Genomic DNA, 20,848 nt, shown 5'->3' with positions numbered 1-20,848 from the left:
AAGAGAGGCCTGATCAGCGTGAAAGAAGCCATTATTGCGACACACAATCCGGGAAAAGTGAAAGAATTTAAGGAAATACTCGAACCGAAAGGCTACAGTGTCTCTTCTTTGGCGGAAATCGGATTTACGGAAGAAATTGAAGAAACCGGACATACCTTTGAAGAAAACGCCATCTTAAAAGCGGAAGCCGTGGCAAAAGCCGTAAACAAAATGGTCATTGCGGACGACTCCGGTTTATCAGTGGACAACCTGGGAGGCAGACCGGGCGTTTATTCAGCCCGTTATGCCGGCGAAGCAAAAGATGATAAAGCGAATATGGACAAGGTGCTGTCAGAATTAAAAGGCATCGAAAAAGAGCAGCGTACGGCCCGTTTCCGCTGCGCCCTTGCCGTCAGCATGCCGGGGCAGGAAACCAAAACGGTCGAAGGCCATGTTGAAGGATATATTGCAGAAGAACCCGAGGGAGATAACGGGTTCGGCTATGATCCCATTTTTATTGTAAAGGATAAAGATAAAACCATGGCCCAGCTGACAAGCGCTGAGAAAAACAAAATCAGCCACAGGGCTGAAGCGCTCAAGAAACTGTCAAAGCTGCTTGATGCGTAAGGGGGAGCGTAATGCAATGAAAGTGCTGATGATAAGTGACAGTCACGGCCTTGAAGACGAACTGGAGACGATCGCGAAGCGGCACGAAGACGAAGTGGATCTGATGATTCATTGCGGTGATTCAGAGCTTGACGCCGCACATCCGGCGCTCACGCCGTATCATACGGTGAAAGGCAACTGCGACTTTGGCGGCGGATTTCAGGACGAGCTCCTGCTGGACGCCGGTTCAAAGAAAATCCTGGCCGTTCACGGACATCTTCACGGCATTAAACAGTCACTTTTAACTGTTTTTTACCGGGCGGAAGAGCTTGGAGCGGATATTGTCTGCTTCGGCCACTCGCATATTGCCGGGAGTGAAGTGCTTCGGGGCAAGCTTTTGATTAATCCGGGGAGCATCCGCCTTCCGAGAGTCCGCAATGTGAAAAGCTACGCCATTCTTACTCTCACAGAAAGCGAAGGCGCCGTGGCATTTTACGACGAAACAGGTCAGGAATTGAAGGACTTGGGGAATACAATCAGCTTTTAACATATGATGGGGAAGATTTCTTTCTTCCCCATAAAAAGTTTCTAAAAAAATATTGACTTATGATATGAACCTGTATATAATAAATCTTGTCGCTGATACATAAAGCAAAACCTTGTCCCAGTAGCTCAGCTGGATAGAGCAACGGCCTTCTAAGCCGTCGGTCGGGAGTTCGAATCTCTCCTGGGACGTACAAAAAAAGAGCTGGTGACATCAGAGTGAAAACTGATGCCGCTGGCCTTTTTTATCGGCTGACCATATTGTAAATTCGCTGTCATCATGGTAAAATGATCAGCAGAACGATTTGATTTTCATGTCCCAGTAGCTCAGCCGGATAGAGCAACGGCCTTCTAAGCCGTCGGTCGGGAGTTCGAATCTCTCCTGGGACGTATAATTAAAAACCTCAAGCCCTGTCAATGGGTTTGAGGTTTTTTTTGTATTTTGCTTTTGTTTTATGAAACAAAAGTTCCGTATTTGATGAAAATTGTAAATAAATTTTAATATAAATGAAACTTAATGAAATATTTACCGTAAGAAATATATGTATAAAGATACTTAAGGCGCCCTTGAGTGATAAATTATCTGATTTCTATTATTCGTTTTGTCAATGTTTGATAGAAAGACAGGGAGGAATTAGCTTTTGAAGTACGCATTTGCATATAAGAATTACAATATAGAAACCATCTTTTGCGGAAAAGATGAGCTGTTTGAGGAGCTGAAACAATTTTTAATCACTCAATGCGGTTTAATTATTGTTGAAGTGTCAAAGGCTGATTACGTTACGGAGCAAAAAATGAATCAATGGAATGACCGTTATACACTGTAAGTAAGAAAAAAACCGGCCGTGCGGGGCCGGTTTTTTATATCATCTGAATCCGCTTGGAGCGCTGAATCCGGTATGGCCGCCGCTGAAACCGCCTCCGAGCGCGCCGGGATGTGTCCCGGTGCCGAGGCTTCCTCCGACGTCACTGAAGGTTTGGCCGTAGTACCCGGATGTATAAGGGTACGGGACGAATTGCTGTCCGGAGAATGCCAGCGTGCTTTGCGGGGTCTGCTGTCCGTAACCGGATGGCGGAAATCCCTGCTGAAAAGAAGGACCGGCGTGATATGGGGCTGTATGCATCGGAGCCGGAGGATAATAAGACTGCGGCGGTAAAACCGGTAAAGGCGGAAATCCAGGAGGCAGGCCTTGCATGCCTGATAACATCTTATTCATGACATCACTCATTTCTTCACGAGATAAGAACAGTGTATGCGTATGTCTGTATAAAGAGCCTGTTCAATCTGAACTGAATATCTGACAAGCGGGACGGAAAGACCGTGAAAAATCGTGGAATAAAATGTGACATATTCGTATATGAACGGAAAAATTTCATGTAATCTTAAGAGATTAACAAAAAAATTATAAAAACTTTTAACATTTACCGATCCTTTTATATCAGTAATGAAAGCGTATACAAAATAGATTGATTAATCTAAATTGTCTAATAATTATAAATATGCTGTTGACACTGCCTGTAAACGAGCGTAATATGAGTTCAAACAAAAATAATTAAATGATTCACACTAAAAAGAAAAATCATAAAACACTGAAAAAACAAACAAATGAAGGTTCTTTTTTAAATAAAAGAGCCGCCATAATAAAAAGCGCAGAAGAGGATAAGTAGCTTTGCTGAAGTTTTTCACAGAGAGCCGGTAACGCTGAGAGCCGGTAAAAACAAACCAAAGTGAACTCGCCTCAGAGTGCCGGTCTGAAATGTGAAGAGTAGGACTCGGCCGAGTGAACGTCAATGTTTACTCGTTATCAAAACGGATAGTAATTATCCATGAGACGGTCTGCATATGACCGTAAACAAGGGTGGTACCGCGGAAAGCAAGCCTTTTCGCCCCTTTTGGCTATCGCATAAAATGCTTGGCTGAATGTGGGTGGGAAGGCTTTTTTATTTGCGTCAGCCGGCGCTTCGTTTTATGAATTGGATTTTAGAAGGGAACATTGAAAAGGAGGAACTGAAAATGGGCACAAATGTACAGGCGGATACTTTGTCTGCCGATTGTACAAAGACAATGAACGGGGCTTTAATGCTGATTGAATCATTAAAGAAAGAAAATGTCGAAATGATCTTCGGCTATCCGGGGGGAGCCGTTCTTCCGATTTACGATAAGCTGTATCAATCAGGATTGGTTCACATCCTGCCCCGCCATGAGCAAGGCGCGATTCATGCGGCGGAAGGGTATGCGAGAGTCTCCGGGAAGCCGGGGGTTGTGATCGCTACTTCGGGACCGGGAGCGACAAACTTAGTTACCGGTCTTGCGGATGCGATGATTGATTCACTGCCGCTCGTGGTGTTTACCGGTCAGGTGGCCACTTCGGTCATCGGCAGCGACGCTTTTCAGGAAGCTGACATTTTAGGAATTACAATGCCGATTACGAAACACAGTTATCAGGTTCGCCGTCCGGAAGATCTTCCCCGTGTGATTAAAGAGGCGTTTCATATCGCCACGACGGGAAGACCGGGTCCGGTATTAATTGATATACCGAAGGATGTGGCATCATTTGAAGGGGAATTCAGGTATGATCACGAGATCAGCCTTCCGGGGTATCAGCCGGTAAAAGAGCCTAACTATCTGCAGATTCGAAAGCTTGTGGAAGCTGTCAGCAGTGCGCAAAAGCCGGTTATTTTAGCCGGAGCGGGTGTTTTGCACGGTAAAGCTTCAGAAGATTTAAAAAATTATGCCGAACAGCAGCAGATTCCGGTTGCGCACACGCTTCTCGGTCTGGGCGGTTTCCCGGCAGACCATCCGCTTTTTCTGGGGATGGCGGGGATGCACGGCACATACACAGCGAATATGGCGCTTTACCACTGTGACTTGTTAATCAGCATCGGAGCGCGGTTCGATGATCGCGTGACTGGGAACCTGAAGCATTTTGCAAAGTCCGCCAAGGTGGCGCATATCGATATTGACCCTGCCGAAATCGGAAAAATTATTGAAACGCAGATTCCGGTAGTCGGCGACAGTAAAATCGTCCTTCAGGAATTATTGAAGCAAAACGGAAAACAGGGACACTCGGAGGAATGGAAACAGCAGCTTTCCGAATGGAAAGAAGAATATCCGCTTTGGTATACAGACAACAGTGAAGAGGGCTTTAAACCCCAAAAGCTGATTGAGTATATTCACCAATTCACAAACGGAGAGGCGATCGTGGCGACGGACGTCGGCCAGCATCAGATGTGGGCGGCTCAGTTTTATCCTTTCCGAGAGGCGGATAAGTGGGTGACCTCGGGAGGTCTCGGCACAATGGGCTTCGGCCTTCCGGCGGCTATCGGAGCGCAGCTGGCTGATCGTAATGCCACGGTCGTTGCAATCCTCGGAGACGGAGGTTTTCAGATGACTCTGCAGGAATTAGATGTCATCCGGCAGCTGAATCTTCCGGTCAAAGTGGTTATCCTGAACAACGAATGTCTGGGCATGGTCAGACAGTGGCAGGAAATCTTCTATGAAGAACGCTATTCTGAATCCAAATTCTCGGCGCAGCCTGACTTTGTCAAATTGTCAGAAGCCTACGGCATTACAGGCGTCCGGATTTCATCGGAAGAAGAGGCGGAAGAAGAGCTGCAAAAGGCGCTTTCATCAAAAGAGCCGGTCGTTATTGACGTCCGGGTCGCCAAAAGCGAAAAAGTATTCCCGATGATTGCGCCCGGTAAAGGACTTCATGAAATGGTGGGGGTGAAACCTTGAAACGCATTATCACATTAACGGTGGTCAACCGCTCGGGAGTATTAAACCGGATCACCGGACTGTTTACAAAAAGACACTATAATATCGAAAGCATCACTGTAGGCCACACGGAAACAAGCGGTGTTTCAAGGATTACATTTGTCGTCCATGTGGAAGGCGAAAATGACGTAGAGCAGCTGACAAAGCAGCTGAACAAACAAATTGACGTCTTGAAAGTGACGGATATCACAAATCAATCGATCGTACAGCGTGAGCTTGCATTAATTAAAGTTGTTTCCGCACCGTCGGCCAGAACGGAAATGAATGGAATCATTGAACCGTTCAGAGCTTCCGTCGTTGATGTCTCAAGAGACAGCATCGTCGTTCAGGTCACCGGCGAATCCAATAAAATCGAAGCGCTTATAGAGCTTCTCAAACCTTATGGCATTAAAGAAATCGCGAGAACAGGCACAACGGCTTTTGCAAGGGGAACCCAGCAGAAGGCGTCATCCAATAAAACAATTTCCATTGTATAACACAAAAAAGGGAGAGATTAAAATGGTAAAAGTATATTATAACGGTGATATCAAAGAGAACGTATTGTCAGGTAAAAAAGTAGCGATTATCGGTTACGGTTCACAAGGTCATGCACATGCGCTGAACTTAAAAGAAAGCGGAATTGATGTGATTGTCGGCGTCAGACAAGGCAAATCATTTACACAGGCTCAAGAAGACGGTCATCAAGTATTTTCTGTAAGAGAAGCGGCTGCACAGGCTGATATCATTATGGTTCTGCTTCCGGATGAGCAGCAGCAAAAAGTATATGAAGCTGAAATCAAAGATGAATTGACAGCAGGCAAATCACTGGTATTCGCACACGGATTTAACGTCCATTTCCATCAGATCGTGCCTCCTGCTGATGTAGATGTATTCCTTGTCGCTCCAAAAGGGCCGGGACACCTTGTCAGAAGAACCTATGAACAAGGCGCAGGCGTACCGGCATTGTTTGCCATCTATCAGGATGTATCAGGCGAAGCGAAAGACACGGCGCTTGCTTATGCAAAAGGAATCGGCGGAGCGCGTGCGGGGGTTCTTGAAACAACATTTAAAGAAGAAACGGAAACGGATCTGTTCGGTGAGCAGGCTGTTCTCTGCGGAGGTTTAACGGCACTTGTCAAAGCAGGTTTTGAAACGCTGACAGAAGCCGGATATCAGCCTGAACTCGCATACTTTGAGTGTCTGCATGAACTGAAGCTGATCGTAGACTTGATGTATGAAGAAGGATTGGCAGGCATGAGATACTCTATCTCCGATACGGCTCAATGGGGAGACTTTGTATCGGGACCGCGCGTAGTCGACGCAAAGGTAAAAGAATCTATGAAACAAGTGCTAACGGATATTCAAAACGGTACATTCGCAAAAGAATGGATCGTGGAAAACCAAGTGAACCGTCCTCGTTTCAATGCGATCAATGCAAGTGAAAACGAGCATCAGATTGAAAAAGTCGGCAGACAGCTTCGTGAAATGATGCCGTTTGTCAAACAAGGCAAAAAGAAGGAAGCGGTGGTCTCCGTTGCGCAAAATTAATGTCTTCGACACGACTCTTCGTGACGGTGAACAATCTCCCGGAGTCAACCTTAATGCACGGGAGAAACTGGCGATAGCCAAGCAGCTTGAGAGACTCGGGGTGGACATTATTGAAGCGGGATTTCCCGCTTCATCCCGAGGTGATTTTTTAGCCGTGCAGGAAATCGCAAGAACGATTAAAAATTGTTCGGTAACAGGGCTTGCCCGCTCTGTCAAAGGTGACATCGACGCAGCCTGGGAAGCGCTGAAAGACGGAGCCAGCCCGCGGATTCACGTCTTTATCGCCACCTCTGACATTCATCTGAAGCATAAGCTGAAAATGACGCGGGAAGAGGTTAAGGAAAAAGCGGTTGAAATGGTGAAGTATGCAAAAGAACGCTTCCCGATCGTTCAATGGTCAGCGGAAGACGCCTGCAGAACCGAGCTTCCGTTTCTGGCTGAAATCGTAGAAAAAGTGATTGATGCCGGTGCGAGCGTCATCAACCTGCCGGACACTGTAGGTTACCTGACGCCTGCCGAATACGGAAACATCTTTAAATATATGAAGGAACACGTTCCGAATATCAGCAGGGCAAAACTCTCAGCCCATTGCCACGATGATCTCGGAATGGCGGTTGCCAACTCACTTTCGGCAATTGAAAACGGGGCTGATCAAATTGAATGCGCCATTAACGGAATAGGAGAAAGAGCCGGTAACGCCGCGCTTGAGGAAATCGCCGTTGCGCTTCATGTCAGAAATGACGCGTATCAGGCTGATTCATCTCTCACCCTTCATGAATTGAAGCGGACGAGTGATCTTGTCAGCAAACTGACGGGAATGGCCGTTCCCCGCAATAAAGCGATCGTCGGAGATAATGCTTTCGCCCATGAGTCAGGTATTCACCAAGACGGTTTCCTGAAGGAAAAATCAACATATGAAATCATTTCACCGGAACTTGTAGGTGTGACTGCTGAGGCGCTCGTGCTCGGAAAGCATTCCGGACGCCACGCGTTCAAAGACCGCCTGAATACGCTTGGGTTCCAGTTTGACAGTGATGAAATCAATAAATTTTTTACGATGTTTAAAGAACTGACCGAAAAGAAAAAAGAAATCACCGATGATGACTTGATTTCTCTTATTTTAGAAGAAAAAGTGACGGACAAAAAAATCGGCTATGAATTTTTGTCTCTGCAAGTGCATTACGGGACGTCTCAGGTGCCGACTGCGACAGTCTCTTTGCAAAATCAGGAAAACGAACAGCTAATTCAAGAGGCGGCAACAGGAGCGGGCAGCGTAGAAGCCGTTTATAACACGCTCGGGCGCTGCATCGATAAAAATATTGAACTGTTGGATTACCGCATCCAGTCCAACCGGAAAGGCGAAGACGCGTTGGCTCAAGTTTATGTCAGAGTCACCGTGAACGGAAAAGAATCATCAGGGCGGGGAATCGCGCATGATGTTCTGGAAGCTTCTGCAAAAGCTTATCTGAATGCAGTGAACCGGCAATTGGTGCTGGATTGCAATATAGACGGATTAAAGAGACAGACTGCGGTCGGCTCGTAATAGAAAGGAGAACGTTTGATTTGAAAAAACGCATTGCTTTGCTTCCCGGTGACGGAATCGGGCCGGAAGTGGCGGAATCAGCGGCAGATGTACTGAAAAGCGTTGCCGAACAATTCGGACATGAATTTGAATTTGAAAACGGGCTGATCGGGGGAGCGGCCATTGACGCCCATCAAAATCCCCTCCCTGAGGAGACGGTTGCTCTTTGTGAAAGATCCGACGCCATTTTGCTAGGTGCAGTCGGCGGACCGAAATGGGACCAAAATCCCCCTGAGCTCAGGCCGGAAAAAGGCTTGCTAGGCATCAGAAAAAAACTCGGCCTGTTTGCCAATCTGCGTCCCGTGACCGTATTTGAAAGCCTGTCTGAGGCATCACCGCTGAAAAAAGAATATATCAGCGGGGTCGACTTTGTGATCGTCCGAGAACTGACGGGCGGCCTCTACTTCGGAGAGCCGAGCAGACAGTATGTCAATGAAGCGGGAGAAAAGGAAGCGGTCGATACCCTTTTTTATAAGAAAGAAGAAATCGAACGCGTTGTCAGAGAAGCCTTTAAGATGGCTGCCGGCAGAAAAGGAAAAGTGACGTCAGTTGATAAGGCGAATGTCCTTTCTTCAAGCAGGCTGTGGCGTGAAACGGCAGATGAAATCGCAAAAGAATTTCCTGATGTGACGCTTGAGCATATGCTTGTCGATAATGCCGCGATGCAGCTCATTTACGCTCCGAATCAGTTTGACGTCATCGTAACTGAAAATATGTTCGGCGATATTTTAAGCGATGAAGCCTCCATGCTGACAGGCTCGCTCGGCATGCTGCCGTCAGCCAGTTTATCAAGTTCAGGTCTTCACTTGTATGAACCCGTGCATGGATCGGCGCCTGACATTGCCGGTAAAGGGATAGCCAATCCGTTCGCGGCGATTTTATCAGCGGCGATGCTCTTGAGAACATCTTTCGGACTTGAAACAGAAGCACAAGCCGTAGAAAAAGCGGTCGCAAAGGTGCTTGCAGACGGCAGCCGCACACGTGATATCGCCCGGGGCGGCCAATATGCCGGAACGCATGATATTACTGAAAAAGTAAAAGCCGCATTAGCCGGCGCGAATACAAAATCTATAGTGTGACGCTTAAAAGAGAGCGGTCTTAGTTCATAGGTAGAGGGAGGAAACAAAGATGATGCCTCGAACAATCATCGAAAAGATTTGGGATCGGCATGTTGTAAAAAGCGGTGAAGGAAAACCCGATCTTCTCTATATTGATCTGCACTTAATTCATGAGGTGACGTCTCCTCAGGCGTTTGAAGGATTAAGGCAAAAGGGAAGAAAGGTCAGACGGCCGCAGAACACATTCGCGACGATGGACCATAATATCCCGACTGTCAACCGTTTTGACATAAAAGATGAAGTCGCAAAGCGCCAAGTAACCGCGCTTGAACGAAATTGTGAGGAGTTCGGCGTCCGTCTTGCGGATCTTCACAGCGCGGATCAGGGAATCGTTCACGTGGTCGGGCCTGAGCTTGGTCTGACACTTCCGGGGAAAACGATCGTTTGCGGAGACAGCCATACATCGACTCACGGCGCATTCGGGGCGCTTGCCTTCGGTATCGGCACAAGTGAGGTGGAACATGTTCTTTCCACACAGACATTATGGCAGCAACGGCCGAAAACGCTTGAAATCCGCGTTGACGGAACGCTCCAAAAAGGAGTGACCGCGAAGGATGTCATCTTGTCGGTCATCGGAAAATACGGGGTGAAATTCGGTACGGGATATGTCATTGAATACACCGGGGAAGTATTCAGAAACATGTCTATGGACGAACGCATGACCGTCTGCAATATGTCAATAGAAGCGGGAGCCCGCGCGGGACTGATCGCTCCTGATGAAACGACGATCGAATACTGCAGAAACCGTAAATACGCGCCAAAAGACGAAGAGTTTGAAAAAGCCGCTGCAGAATGGAAAGCGTTAAAAACCGATCCGGGAGCCGTCTACGATCGTTCCATCGTGTTAGACGGCAGCGAGATTTCTCCAATGGTCACATGGGGCATCAACCCCGGCATGGTTCTTCCGGTAGATGCTCAAATACCGGCGCCGGAAAGCATTGATTCTGACGACGGTAAAAAAGAAGCCATCCGCGCGTACGAATACATGGGGATTGAACCGAATCAAAAAATTGAAGATATAAAAGTCGAACATGTATTTATCGGCTCCTGTACAAATTCGCGGATGACCGACCTTCGCCAGGCTGCTGATATGATTAAAGGCCGAAAAGTCGCCGACAGCGTCAGAGCGATTGTGGTGCCGGGCTCTCAAAGCGTGAAACAGCAGGCTGAGGAAGAAGGGCTGCACCGCGTGTTTCTCGAGGCCGGCTTTGAATGGAGAGAATCAGGCTGCAGCATGTGCCTCAGTATGAACAATGATGTCGTGCCTGAAGGTGAACGATGCGCTTCCACATCCAACCGCAACTTCGAAGGCAGACAGGGAAAAGGCGCGAGAACACACCTTGTCAGTCCTGCCATGGCGGCAATGGCAGCCATTCACGGGCATTTCGTCGATGTAAGAAAGTTTTATCAAGAAAAAACAGTTGTGTAAGGAGTGCGCGAAAGATGGAACCTTTAAAAACGCATACAGGAAAAGCGGCCGTCTTAAACCGGATCAACGTCGACACGGACCAGATTATTCCGAAGCAGTTTCTGAAAAGAATTGAAAGAACCGGATACGGCAGATTCGCGTTTTTTGATTGGAGATACCTTGAGAACGGTGAGCCTGATCCTGAATTTGAATTAAACCGCCAGGTCTATGAAGGCGCGTCTATATTAATTGCCGGAGAGAATTTCGGCTGCGGCTCATCCCGGGAGCACGCTCCTTGGGCGCTGGATGATTACGGATTCAAAATCATCATCGCCCCGTCATTTGCCGATATTTTTCATCAAAACTGTTTTAAAAACGGTATGCTTCCCATCCGTATGCCGTATGATCAGTGGAAAAAACTCGCCGGTCAATATGAAAATCAGTCCCTTAATATGACGGTTGATCTGGAAAACCAGCTCATTCACGACAGCGAAGGACGAGAGATTTCGTTTGAAGTCGATCCTCACTGGAAGGAAATGCTGATTAACGGCTATGATGAAATTTCATTAACGCTTCTGCTGGAGGACGACATTCAGCAGTTTGAATCGAAAAGAAGTTCTTGGCTTCGAGCCTGAAAAAAGCCGTCCGGCATCTGTCCGGCGGCTTTTTTTGCTGTGCGCGTCATCCTTTCTTGTGTTTCCTGACGCGTGTTGATACACTTGAACAAAATAAGCGCCTGAAAGGAAATAAAGTATGACGCATGACAAGAAAAAAGCTGATATCATTCCTTTCCCCCGTCTGAAAGAACGCTTGGTTGATAAAGGGATGGCGGCCATGAAGGATAAACAGTATCAGGAGGCCCTCGAACTGTTTTCAGAAGCGGCAAGCCACGGTGATACCGAGTCCGACGTACATTTAGGCATGGCGATTTGTTTTCTGGAACTCGGGGAATTGGAAGAAGCAAAACAAGTTTGCGAGAAAATGCTGAATGAAGGGTACGGCCATTATTTTACCGTGCTGCAGGTGTATATGACCATTTTAATTCAGCTGAAACAATATGAAGAAGTCAAAAGCACAATTGAAGCTGTGCTGGAGGAAAACCAGCTGCCAGCAGAAAGTGCGGAACAATTCTACCGGCTGCTCGAATTCAGCCGCAAAATGACCGATCCCGATCAGCAGGATGAGGCGTGGGAGGAGGAATATGAGGACGTTCTTGATGCGGAAAAAGTGCTGAAAAGCCCCGCTGAACAAATGAATCTGATTCATTCTCTCAAAGACCGCAATATTGCGAAATACACGGGCCTTTTAAAAACGATCCTTCAAGATCCGGGCGCGCATCCGCTGATCAAAACGATGATTTTGACGCTTATGGCGGAGCACGACTATAGCAAACCGGTCCATATTACAAAATTCGGCGATTCAATGACCGCGATTCCGAGTGAAACGGTTCAGCCTGATGCGGCTCCGATTTTGCATCGTGTTCTCCGGGTGCTTGATGAAACGCTCGGCAATGAAAATCCTACATTATACGCCGCCGTTGAGGAGCTGTGGAGAAGGCATCTGTCCGTCCTGCACCCTTTTATGCCGAAGTTTTTGAACGCAGATTTATGGGCCGCGGCGCTTCATAAGGTCGGTTACGAGATGCACGGCATTGACATTGAGCCGGAGGAACTTCATATGATGTATGAGTTTGACAGCCGTGAACTCGAAGAAGCCTGCGCGATGATTAAGGATATTGAAGAAATTTCTTATTTGTAAATCACGCCATATAGTTGAAAGCGATAGGCGTTATGTTATAATATAGTGGTTGTATTTATGTATAGCGGTTTAACTGAAATGGGAATTACGGTTGGACAGGCTGCCAGTTCATTACATAATGATTCTGATTCAAAGCGGTTTTTTCTTTGACAAAGCCGCGGATTGCTTTAGAATGGAAGACCGACACAACCTGAATAGATTTTTGGAGGGAAACACATGTCTGTAAAATGGGAAAAACAAGAAGGCAACGAAGGCGTATTAACGGTTGAAGTTGATGCGGAAACGTTTAAAACAGCTCTTGATGATGCATTTAAAAAAGTAGTAAAACAGGTTTCTATTCCTGGATTCCGCAAAGGGAAAGTTCCCCGCGGTTTATTCGAACAGCGTTTCGGCGTTGAAGCTCTTTACCAGGATGCTTTAGATATTTTACTTCCTGTAGAATACCCTAAAGCGGTTGAAGAAGCCGGCATTGAGCCTGTAGACCGCCCTGAAATCGATGTTGAAAAAATCGAAAAAGGCGAAAGCTTAATTTTCACTGCAAAAGTGACTGTAAAACCGGAAGTGAAACTCGGTGACTACAAAGGCTTAGGTATCGAAAAAGATGACACGGCCGTTACTGACGAAGACGTACAAAACGAACTTAAAGCGCTTCAGGAGCGTCAGGCTGAGCTTGTCGTGAAAGAAGAAGGCGCTGTTGAAAACGGCGATACAGTCGTTCTTGACTTCGAAGGTTTCGTTGACGGAGAAGCATTTGAAGGCGGAAAAGCTGAGAACTACTCACTTGAAGTAGGATCAGGTTCATTCATCCCGGGCTTCGAAGAGCAGTTAACAGGTCTTGAAGCAGGTGCTGAAAAGGATGTTGAAGTGACATTCCCTGAAGAGTACCATGCTGAAGAGCTTGCCGGAAAACCAGCTGTTTTCAAAGTGAAAATTCATGAAATCAAAGCGAAAGAGCTTCCTGAGCTTAACGACGAATTCGCAAAAGACATTGACGAAGAAGTTGAAACGCTTGCTGAATTAACTGAGAAAACAAAAAAACGCCTTGAAGAAGCAAAAGAAAACGAAGCTGACGCTAAATTGCGTGAAGAGCTTGTTCTGAAAGCATCTGAAAACGCTGAAGCTGATGTTCCTCAAGCGATGATCGACACTGAGCTTGACCGTATGCTGAAAGAATTCGAACAGCGTCTGCAAATGCAAGGCATGAACCTTGAGCTTTACACTCAATTCTCAGGTCAAGATGAAAACGCGTTAAAAGAGCAAATGAAAGAAGATGCTGCAAAACGCGTAAAATCAAACCTGACGCTTGAAGCGATCGCTCAAGCTGAAAATCTTGAAGTGACTGACGAAGAAGTTGAAGCTGAGCTGACTAAAATGGCTGAAGCTTACAACATGCCGGTTGAAAACATCAAGCAGGCAATCGGTTCAACTGACGCGATGAAAGAAGATTTAAAAGTTCGAAAAGCAATTGATTTTCTTGTAGAAAACCGTTAATATGGTTCATAATAATAGACATAATAAAACAGGGCGCGATTAATTCGTGCCTTGTTTTGTACAATTATGATATAACTCTTTTTCTTGGGGCAAGATAGTCATTGCCGGGCTGTTTTTTGTCATACATATAGAATGTGCAAGCGCGAAACACATTGTTACCGTCTTACTGGAAAGTATGGTAAAATGCAATACATACTCGATCGTAGCAAGAACCGTTTTCTTTTGCCCTTCAGGTAAAAGAAAAAGTGAGACAAGATTAAGGGGTGAAAGAATGTTTAAATTCAACGAGGAAAAAGGACAATTAAAATGCTCGTTCTGCGGAAAAACGCAAGATCAGGTTCGTAAGCTGGTTGCAGGACCGGGTGTATATATATGCGACGAATGCATCGAGCTCTGTACAGAAATCGTAGAGGAAGAGCTGGGCACAGAAGAAGAAGTCGAATTTAAAGACGTTCCGAAGCCGCAGGAAATCCGTGAGATTCTGAATGAATATGTCATCGGACAGGATCAGGCGAAGAAATCACTTGCGGTTGCGGTATACAACCATTACAAACGCATCAACTCCAACAGTAAAGTGGATGATGTCGAGCTTTCTAAAAGTAATATTTCATTAATCGGGCCGACTGGAAGCGGGAAAACACTTCTTGCCCAGACACTCGCTCGTATTCTGAACGTGCCGTTTGCGATCGCGGACGCTACATCTCTGACTGAAGCCGGATATGTCGGTGAGGACGTAGAAAACATTCTCCTCAAACTGATTCAGGCAGCAGACTATGATGTAGAAAAAGCGGAAAAAGGCATTATTTATATCGATGAAATCGATAAAGTAGCGCGTAAATCTGAAAACCCGTCCATCACACGTGACGTATCAGGCGAAGGCGTTCAGCAGGCGCTGCTGAAAATTCTTGAAGGAACGGTTGCAAGCGTGCCGCCTCAAGGAGGACGCAAACATCCTCATCAGGAATTCATTCAGATCGATACGACGAACATTCTGTTCATTTGCGGCGGTGCATTTGACGGTATCGAACAAATCATTAAACGCCGTCTCGGACAAAAAGTCATCGGCTTCGGCTCTGATAATAAAGTTGCAGATCTGGAAAAAGAAGAACTGCTTTCTAAAGTTCTTCCGGAAGACTTGCTTCGTTTCGGGCTGATTCCTGAATTCATCGGCCGTCTTCCTGTCATTGCAAGCCTTGAGCAGCTTGACGAAACGGCACTGGTTGAAATTCTGACTAAACCTAAAAACGCACTCGTCAAACAATACAAGAAAATGTTAGAACTAGATGATGTCGAGCTTGATTTTGAAGAAGAGGCATTATCTGAAATTGCGAAAAAAGCGATCGAGCGAAAAACAGGCGCACGCGGCCTGCGTTCTATCATTGAAGGCATCATGCTTGACGTCATGTTTGATCTGCCGTCCCGCGATGACATTGAAAAATGTGTCATTACCGGAGCGACAGTGGCAGACGGAGAAGCACCGCGTCTTGTATTAAAAGACGGCACTGTTGTCGGTCAAGATAAAACATCAGCGTAACGTTACAAAACCTCCTGACTCGGATTGATCAGGAGGTTTTTTTCTTGTCCTGACCCTTCTGAAAAATGTTTATTCCGGGCTTTGCTGGGAGATACTAGCGGACAGAGGAATGAATTGGATACATAAATCGTTTTTTCAGGAGGGACCAGCATGAGTTGGACAGGGATCGCATTATTTGTACAGCTGTTTTTCGGGATAGTCATCGGATTATATTTTTGGAATCTGCTCAAAAACCAGCGTACACAAAAAGTGACGATAGATAAAGAATCAAAAAAGGAAATGGAACAGCTTCGCAAAATGCGCGCCATCAGTTTATCAGAACCTTTATCAGAGAAGGTGCGGCCGAAAAGCTTTCAGGATATTGTCGGCCAGGAGGACGGGATTAAAGCATTAAAAGCAGCGCTTTGCGGTCCGAACCCGCAGCATGTCATAATTTACGGGCCTCCGGGAGTCGGCAAAACGGCTGCGGCGCGTCTCGTATTGGAGGAAGCGAAAAAACATAAACAGTCACCATTTCAAAAGCAGGCCGTTTTTGTTGAGCTTGATGCGACGACCGCGCGATTTGATGAACGGGGTATTGCCGATCCGCTTATCGGTTCTGTGCATGATCCGATTTATCAGGGAGCGGGGGCAATGGGTCAGGCGGGCATTCCGCAGCCGAAGCAGGGGGCTGTGACCCATGCGCACGGCGGTGTATTGTTTATTGATGAAATCGGCGAGCTTCACCCGATTCAGATGAATAAAATGCTGAAGGTGCTTGAAGATCGGAAAGTATTTTTAGACAGTGCCTATTACAGTGAGGAAAATACGCAGATACCGAATCATATTCATGATATTTTTCAAAACGGGCTTCCCGCGGATTTCCGCCTGATCGGAGCGACAACGAGAATGCCGAATGAAATTCCGCCGGCCATCCGGTCCCGCTGTCTTGAAGTGTTTTTCCGCGAGCTGGAAAAGGATGAACTTAAAACCGTTGCGAAAAAAGCGGCCGACAAAATTCAGAAAGAGATTTCTGAGGAGGCTCTCGGTGTGCTGACCGCATATACGAGAAACGGACGCGAAGCCGTCAATATGATTCAGATTGCCGCCGGTATGGCGGTGACCGAGGACAGAAAAGAAATTACGACAGAAGATATAGAGTGGGTTGTTCATTCCAGTCAGCTTACGCCGAAAAATGAGCAGAAAATCGCTGATGAACCGCAAGTCGGTATCGTGAACGGACTTGCCGTTTACGGGCCGAACAGCGGCGCATTGCTGGAAATCGAAGTTAATGTTACGCCTGCACAGGACAAAGGCAGCCTGAATATTACGGGAATCGCAGAGGAAGAGAGCATCGGCAGCCAATCAAAGTCGATCCGCCGCAAAAGTATGGCGAAGGGGTCAGTGGAAAATGTTCTGACGGTTCTTCGCACAATGGGCATCAAACCTTCAGACTATGACATTCATGTCAATTTTCCAGGCGGAGGTCCGATTGACGGACCTTCGGCGGGTATCGCGATGGCTGCGGGGATTTTTTCCGCGATTCACCGCATCCCTATCGACCATACGGTGGCGATGACGGGAGAGATCAGCCTGACAGGGCTTGTCAAACCGATCGGCGGCGTCATCCCGAAAATTAAAGCCGCAAAACAGGCCGGAGCAAAAACGGTCATTATCCCTTATGAAAATCAGCAGTCCATTCTGAAACGAATAGACGGAATCACCATTAAAGCGGTAAAAACGTTTCAGGAAGTGCTTGACGTCATATTGGTAGACCCGCCTTCAGAACAGAAACCGTTTGATATCCAAATGAATAAGGAATCCGTATAAACCCCATTTTTATAATGGGGTTTTTTTATGGAGGACATCTTTTCCTTTTTCAGAACAGAAAGAAAGGGTATACTACGAAGAGACTGTTTTATATACAGGGCAGGCGGTAAGCCGATGATTGCCCGATCCCGGAATTGTACAACGATGAAAAAGTTGTATTATAATGGTTCATACTAAAGTCACGGAGGTGTCAGTCACATGGCAGAAGATACAAAACGCAGCATCCCGCTCCTCCCTTTAAGAGGTTTATTGGTATACCCGACGATGGTTTTACATTTAGATGTAGGCCGGGACAAGTCGGTTCAAGCTCTTGAACAGGCAATGATGCATGATCATATGATTTTTTTAGCCACTCAGCAGGATATTTCGATAGACGAACCGGGTGAAGAGGACATTTTCACCGTCGGCACTTATACAAAAATTAAACAAATGCTGAAGCTGCCCAACGGTACGATCAGAGTGCTTGTGGAAGGAATTCAGCGGGCGCAGATCCTTGAATACACCGAGCTCGAAGATTATACTTCGGTCGATATACAGCTGATGCATGAGGACGATTCGAAAGACGTGGAAGATGAAGCGCTTATGCGGACTCTGCTGGACCATTTTGACCAGTACATAAAAATTTCTAAAAAAATCTCCGCAGAAACGTATGCAGCCGTGACTGATATTGAAGAGCCCGGCAGAATGGCGGATATCGTCGCTTCTCATCTCCCGCTGAAATTAAAGGACAAGCAGGATATTTTAGAAACGGCGGATGTTAAAGAACGTCTGAATAAGGTCATCCGTTCTATTCATAATGAAAAAGAAGTGCTGGAAATTGAGAAAAAAATCGGACAGCGCGTCAAACGTTCGATGGAACGCACTCAAAAGGAATACTACTTGCGTGAACAGATGAAAGCCATTCAGAAGGAGCTTGGCGACAAAGAAGGGAAAACCGGCGAAGTTCAGTCGCTCACGGAGAAGATAGAAGAAGCCGGCATGCCTGAGCGTGTCAAAGAAACGGCGCTTAAGGAATTAAGCCGTTACGAAAAAGTGCCGTCAAGCTCAGCAGAAAGCTCTGTTATCCGCAACTATATAGACTGGCTTATCGCCCTGCCGTGGTCGGACGAAACAGAAGATAAACTGGATATTAAAAAAGCCGGGGAAATCTTAGACAAAGAGCATCACGGTTTAGAGAAAGTGAAAGAACGGATTCTGGAGTATTTGGCTGTGAAACAGCTGACGAAAACGCTGAAAGGGCCGATTCTTTGTCTGGCCGGACCTCCGGGAGTCGGAAAAACATCTCTTGCAAAATCAATCAGTACGAGCATGGGGCGCCGTTTTGTGAGAATTTCACTGGGCGGAGTGCGCGATGAATCTGAAATCCGCGGGCATCGGCGTACATACGTCGGAGCAATGCCGGGCCGTATTATACAGGGGATGAAAAAAGCCGGGAAACAAAATCCGGTCTTTCTCCTTGATGAGATTGATAAAATGTCGTCTGATTTCAGAGGCGATCCGTCTTCGGCAATGCTTGAGGTGCTGGATCCGGAACAAAACAGCACATTCAGCGACCATTATATTGAAGAGACGTTCGATTTATCGAAAGTGCTTTTTATCGCGACTGCGAATAACCTTGCTTCAATACCGGGCCCTCTCAGAGACAGAATGGAGATTATCAGCCTGTCAGGCTATACTGAAAACGAAAAGCTGGAGATCGTAAAAGACCACCTGCTTCCGAAGCAGATCAAAGAGCACGGGCTCACAAAGAGCAACCTGCAGATTCGGGATCAGGCGATTACCGACATCATCCGCTATTATACGAGGGAAGCCGGCGTGAGAACGCTTGAACGCCAGGTTGCCGCCATTTGCCGAAAAGCTGCGAAAGCCATCGTTTCTGAGGAAAGAAAACGCATTACCGTTACAGAGAAAAATTTGGCAGACTACCTCGGAAAACGGATATTCAGATACGGACAGGCGGAAACTGAAGATCAAATCGGGGTTGTCACGGGGCTTGCCTATACGACGGTCGGCGGAGACACGCTTTCAATCGAAGTGTCATTGTCACCGGGAAAAGGAAAGCTGATTCTGACCGGGAAGCTGGGAGATGTCATGCGGGAATCCGCCCAGGCGGCTTTCAGTTATGTCCGCTCAAAAGCGGAACAGCTCGGAATCGATCCGACATTCCATGAGAACCATGACATTCATATTCATGTCCCTGAAGGAGCGGTGCCGAAAGACGGCCCTTCTGCGGGAATTACGATGGCTACGGCGCTCGTTTCGGCATTAACGGACCGTGCGGTAAAACGCGAAGTCGGTATGACGGGAGAAATCACGCTGCGGGGCCGCGTGCTTCCGATCGGCGGACTGAAAGAAAAGGCGCTCGGTGCCCACAGAGCGGGCCTGACTACGATTATTGCGCCTAAAGATAACGAAAAAGATATAGAGGATATTCCTGAAAGCGTCAGAGAAGGACTGAAGTTTATATTCGTGTCACATCTGGATGACGTTTTGGAACATGCCTTAGTAGGAGAGAAGAAATGAAAGTTACAAAGTCAGAAATCGTGATCAGCGCGGTTAAACCGGAGCAGTACCCTGATGGGGGGCTTCCGGAAATCGCGCTGGCGGGAAGATCAAATGTAGGAAAGTCATCTTTTATCAATTCATTAATCAATCGGAAAAACCTGGCCAGAACGTCATCAAAACCGGGGAAAACACAGACCTTAAACTTTTACATCATCAATGATGAATTGCATTTTGTCGACGTTCCCGGGTACGGATTTGCCAAAGTTTCAAAAAGCGAGCGGGAAGCATGGGGGAGAATGATTGAAACCTATATGACGACCCGTGAAGAGCTGAAAGCCTGCGTGCAGATTGTCGACCTCAGACACGCGCCGTCTGCTGAGGACGTGAACATGTATGAATTCTTGAAATATTACGGCATTCCCGTTATCGTCATTGCGACAAAAGCGGATAAGATTCCAAAAGGAAAATGGGACAAGCACTTAAAGGTTGTCAAACAGACGCTTGATATGGACCCTGAAGATGAGCTGATTTTATTCTCCTCTGAAACAAAAAAAGGAAAAGATGAGGCATGGGGAGCCATTAAAAAAATGATCAGCAGGTAATGAAAAACCCAAAACGCAGCCGCGTTTTGGGTTTTATCGTATAGTTTTGTTCCGCTTGATAAACAATAAGAAAAGGCTGATTCCGATGAAAACATACGGCCAGTATGTTTTGAAATGTTCCGTCGGAATATTCAAGGATTCCATCCACGCCGTAATTTGTTTAAAGAAGTATAAAAAGAGGGAAAAACCAATCATGGCAACCGCTTCGTATACATATTCTTTTCTGGCGGCCGCAAATAAGGAGAAACCGAGTACGAAGAGCAGCATTTCGAAATCTCCCGGCCACCAAGAGAGCTCTGGTTTGGCGAAAAAGTGTAAACCTATTCCGAACAGAAGGATACCGATAAGGACGTGAGGCCCAGCCGCTTCCTTTTTGCCCTGATACAAGAACACGGCACCCAAAAGCATAAGGAGCACCGGCCATTCTCCCTGATTCGCAAAGAGGCGGACCTGTCCGCTCTGAAGCCATGCGAATAATGAAGCGGCAAGCAGAAGTCCCGGTAATAAAATTGATGTTTTTTTCATCCTGTCACCTACCCGCAGTAAAGGATTTTTAGTATGATGATTACAGAGGAAACGAAGCTTTTTATACTATAGCATAACATTTT

Annotated in this window: 18 protein-coding genes, 2 tRNA genes and 1 other annotated feature; of the genes, 18 read left to right on the top strand and 2 right to left on the bottom strand. The window is 46.6% G+C overall.

The features are described from left to right. The first annotated feature begins 9 nt into the window (after nt 1-9). From QRX25_RS13210 to QRX25_RS13190, 5 genes are all read left to right on the top strand, one after another. Nucleotides 10-606: an XTP/dITP diphosphatase gene (locus tag QRX25_RS13210; RefSeq protein ID WP_088030569.1), complete on the top strand. Its 597-nt coding sequence runs from the start codon at nt 10-12 to the stop codon at nt 604-606. Nucleotides 607-622: 16 nt separating this feature from the next. Continuing rightward, on the top strand, nt 623-1,132 hold the full coding sequence (locus QRX25_RS13205; RefSeq protein ID WP_065982014.1) for a YfcE family phosphodiesterase: 510 nt from the start codon (nt 623-625) through the stop codon (nt 1,130-1,132). A gap of 114 nt (nt 1,133-1,246) precedes the next feature. Beyond that, nucleotides 1,247-1,320 (top strand) — tRNA-Arg (locus QRX25_RS13200). A gap of 124 nt (nt 1,321-1,444) precedes the next feature. Continuing rightward, nucleotides 1,445-1,518, top strand: a tRNA-Arg gene (locus QRX25_RS13195). A gap of 251 nt (nt 1,519-1,769) precedes the next feature. Next, complete coding sequence (locus QRX25_RS13190) at nt 1,770-1,955, top strand: hypothetical protein (RefSeq protein ID WP_212098587.1); 186 nt, start codon at nt 1,770-1,772, stop codon at nt 1,953-1,955. Nucleotides 1,956-1,994: 39 nt separating this feature from the next. Here the strand turns inward: QRX25_RS13190 and QRX25_RS13185 are convergent, their stop codons facing one another. Then, the gene (locus QRX25_RS13185) at nt 1,995-2,345 is read right to left on the bottom strand and encodes a DNA helicase (protein ID WP_065982009.1); all 351 of its coding nucleotides are present in this window, start codon (nt 2,343-2,345) and stop codon (nt 1,995-1,997) included. Nucleotides 2,346-2,770: 425 nt separating this feature from the next. After that, nucleotides 2,771-3,023 (top strand) — a binding site (T-box leader). 119 nt (nt 3,024-3,142) lie between these two features. Here QRX25_RS13185 and ilvB point away from each other — a divergent pair. The 13 genes from ilvB (at nt 3,143) to yihA (ending at nt 20,240) form a co-directional block, all read left to right on the top strand. Further along, on the top strand, nt 3,143-4,867 hold the full coding sequence (ilvB, locus tag QRX25_RS13180; protein ID WP_212098585.1) for an acetolactate synthase large subunit: 1,725 nt from the start codon (nt 3,143-3,145) through the stop codon (nt 4,865-4,867). Further along, entirely contained in the window at nt 4,864-5,382 is a 519-nt protein-coding gene (ilvN, locus tag QRX25_RS13175; RefSeq protein ID WP_013353088.1) for an acetolactate synthase small subunit, read from the top strand. Before ilvB ends, ilvN begins: the two co-directional genes overlap by 4 nt. 22 nt (nt 5,383-5,404) lie before the next feature. Then, complete coding sequence (ilvC, locus tag QRX25_RS13170) at nt 5,405-6,433, top strand: ketol-acid reductoisomerase (protein WP_212098583.1); 1,029 nt, start codon at nt 5,405-5,407, stop codon at nt 6,431-6,433. Next, complete coding sequence (locus QRX25_RS13165) at nt 6,420-7,976, top strand: 2-isopropylmalate synthase (RefSeq protein ID WP_212098581.1); 1,557 nt, start codon at nt 6,420-6,422, stop codon at nt 7,974-7,976. The genes ilvC and QRX25_RS13165 overlap by 14 nt, the downstream gene beginning before the upstream one ends. Before the next feature lie 20 nt (nt 7,977-7,996). After that, nucleotides 7,997-9,094: a 3-isopropylmalate dehydrogenase gene (leuB, locus tag QRX25_RS13160; protein WP_212098579.1), complete on the top strand. Its 1,098-nt coding sequence runs from the start codon at nt 7,997-7,999 to the stop codon at nt 9,092-9,094. A 49-nt stretch (nt 9,095-9,143) separates the two neighbouring features. Further along, nucleotides 9,144-10,562: a 3-isopropylmalate dehydratase large subunit gene (gene leuC, locus QRX25_RS13155; RefSeq protein ID WP_065982006.1), complete on the top strand. Its 1,419-nt coding sequence runs from the start codon at nt 9,144-9,146 to the stop codon at nt 10,560-10,562. A gap of 14 nt (nt 10,563-10,576) precedes the next feature. Continuing rightward, nucleotides 10,577-11,176, top strand: coding sequence for a 3-isopropylmalate dehydratase small subunit (leuD, locus tag QRX25_RS13150; RefSeq protein ID WP_065522614.1), 600 nt, complete (start codon nt 10,577-10,579; stop codon nt 11,174-11,176). Between the two features lie 118 nt (nt 11,177-11,294). After that, complete coding sequence (gene ddcA, locus QRX25_RS13145; protein WP_065982005.1) at nt 11,295-12,299, top strand: DNA damage checkpoint antagonist DdcA; 1,005 nt, start codon at nt 11,295-11,297, stop codon at nt 12,297-12,299. Nucleotides 12,300-12,515: 216 nt separating this feature from the next. Continuing rightward, the gene (gene tig / locus QRX25_RS13140; RefSeq protein ID WP_065522615.1) at nt 12,516-13,790 is read left to right on the top strand and encodes a trigger factor; all 1,275 of its coding nucleotides are present in this window, start codon (nt 12,516-12,518) and stop codon (nt 13,788-13,790) included. A gap of 271 nt (nt 13,791-14,061) precedes the next feature. After that, nucleotides 14,062-15,324 carry an ATP-dependent protease ATP-binding subunit ClpX gene (gene clpX, locus QRX25_RS13135; RefSeq protein WP_065982004.1) on the top strand — a complete coding sequence of 421 codons (1,263 nt, stop codon included), beginning with the start codon at nt 14,062-14,064 and terminating at the stop codon, nt 15,322-15,324. Nucleotides 15,325-15,474: 150 nt separating this feature from the next. After that, nucleotides 15,475-17,133 (top strand): ATP-dependent protease LonB, encoded by a 1,659-nt coding sequence (gene lonB, locus QRX25_RS13130; protein ID WP_212098577.1) that lies wholly within the window; start codon nt 15,475-15,477, stop codon nt 17,131-17,133. Between the two features lie 198 nt (nt 17,134-17,331). Further along, nucleotides 17,332-19,656: an endopeptidase La gene (gene lon, locus QRX25_RS13125; protein ID WP_115997709.1), complete on the top strand. Its 2,325-nt coding sequence runs from the start codon at nt 17,332-17,334 to the stop codon at nt 19,654-19,656. Beyond that, the gene (yihA, locus tag QRX25_RS13120; RefSeq protein WP_003152626.1) at nt 19,653-20,240 is read left to right on the top strand and encodes a ribosome biogenesis GTP-binding protein YihA/YsxC; all 588 of its coding nucleotides are present in this window, start codon (nt 19,653-19,655) and stop codon (nt 20,238-20,240) included. The genes lon and yihA overlap by 4 nt, the downstream gene beginning before the upstream one ends. A 33-nt stretch (nt 20,241-20,273) precedes the next feature. Here the strand turns inward: yihA and QRX25_RS13115 are convergent, their stop codons facing one another. After that, nucleotides 20,274-20,765, bottom strand: a complete 492-nt coding sequence (locus tag QRX25_RS13115; RefSeq protein WP_065982001.1) for a hypothetical protein — start codon at nt 20,763-20,765, stop codon at nt 20,274-20,276. Between the last annotated feature and the right edge of the window lie 83 nt (nt 20,766-20,848).

Source organism: Bacillus sp. L381, from assembly GCF_030284525.1.
In the GTDB taxonomy this organism is placed as follows: Bacteria; Bacillota; Bacilli; order Bacillales; family Bacillaceae; genus Bacillus; species Bacillus amyloliquefaciens.
The sequence above is the reverse complement of the archived record's forward strand: the minus strand, read 5'-3'. Positions and strand labels throughout refer to the sequence as shown.

What these genes read in the sequence shown, in the direction of transcription:
- QRX25_RS13185 (WP_065982009.1), bottom strand. Translation starts at nt 2,345, where the DNA reads ATGAATAAGATGTTATCAGGCATGCAAGGCCTGCCTCCTGGATTTCCG.
- tig (WP_065522615.1), top strand. Translation starts at nt 12,516, where the DNA reads ATGTCTGTAAAATGGGAAAAACAAGAAGGCAACGAAGGCGTATTAACG.
- ddcA (WP_065982005.1), top strand. Translation starts at nt 11,295, where the DNA reads ATGACGCATGACAAGAAAAAAGCTGATATCATTCCTTTCCCCCGTCTG.
- QRX25_RS13205 (WP_065982014.1), top strand. Translation starts at nt 623, where the DNA reads ATGAAAGTGCTGATGATAAGTGACAGTCACGGCCTTGAAGACGAACTG.
- ilvC (WP_212098583.1), top strand. Translation starts at nt 5,405, where the DNA reads ATGGTAAAAGTATATTATAACGGTGATATCAAAGAGAACGTATTGTCA.
- ilvB (WP_212098585.1), top strand. Translation starts at nt 3,143, where the DNA reads ATGGGCACAAATGTACAGGCGGATACTTTGTCTGCCGATTGTACAAAG.
- lon (WP_115997709.1), top strand. Translation starts at nt 17,332, where the DNA reads ATGGCAGAAGATACAAAACGCAGCATCCCGCTCCTCCCTTTAAGAGGT.
- leuD (WP_065522614.1), top strand. Translation starts at nt 10,577, where the DNA reads ATGGAACCTTTAAAAACGCATACAGGAAAAGCGGCCGTCTTAAACCGG.
- yihA (WP_003152626.1), top strand. Translation starts at nt 19,653, where the DNA reads ATGAAAGTTACAAAGTCAGAAATCGTGATCAGCGCGGTTAAACCGGAG.
- leuC (WP_065982006.1), top strand. Translation starts at nt 9,144, where the DNA reads ATGATGCCTCGAACAATCATCGAAAAGATTTGGGATCGGCATGTTGTA.
- lonB (WP_212098577.1), top strand. Translation starts at nt 15,475, where the DNA reads ATGAGTTGGACAGGGATCGCATTATTTGTACAGCTGTTTTTCGGGATA.
- QRX25_RS13115 (WP_065982001.1), bottom strand. Translation starts at nt 20,765, where the DNA reads ATGAAAAAAACATCAATTTTATTACCGGGACTTCTGCTTGCCGCTTCA.
- clpX (WP_065982004.1), top strand. Translation starts at nt 14,062, where the DNA reads ATGTTTAAATTCAACGAGGAAAAAGGACAATTAAAATGCTCGTTCTGC.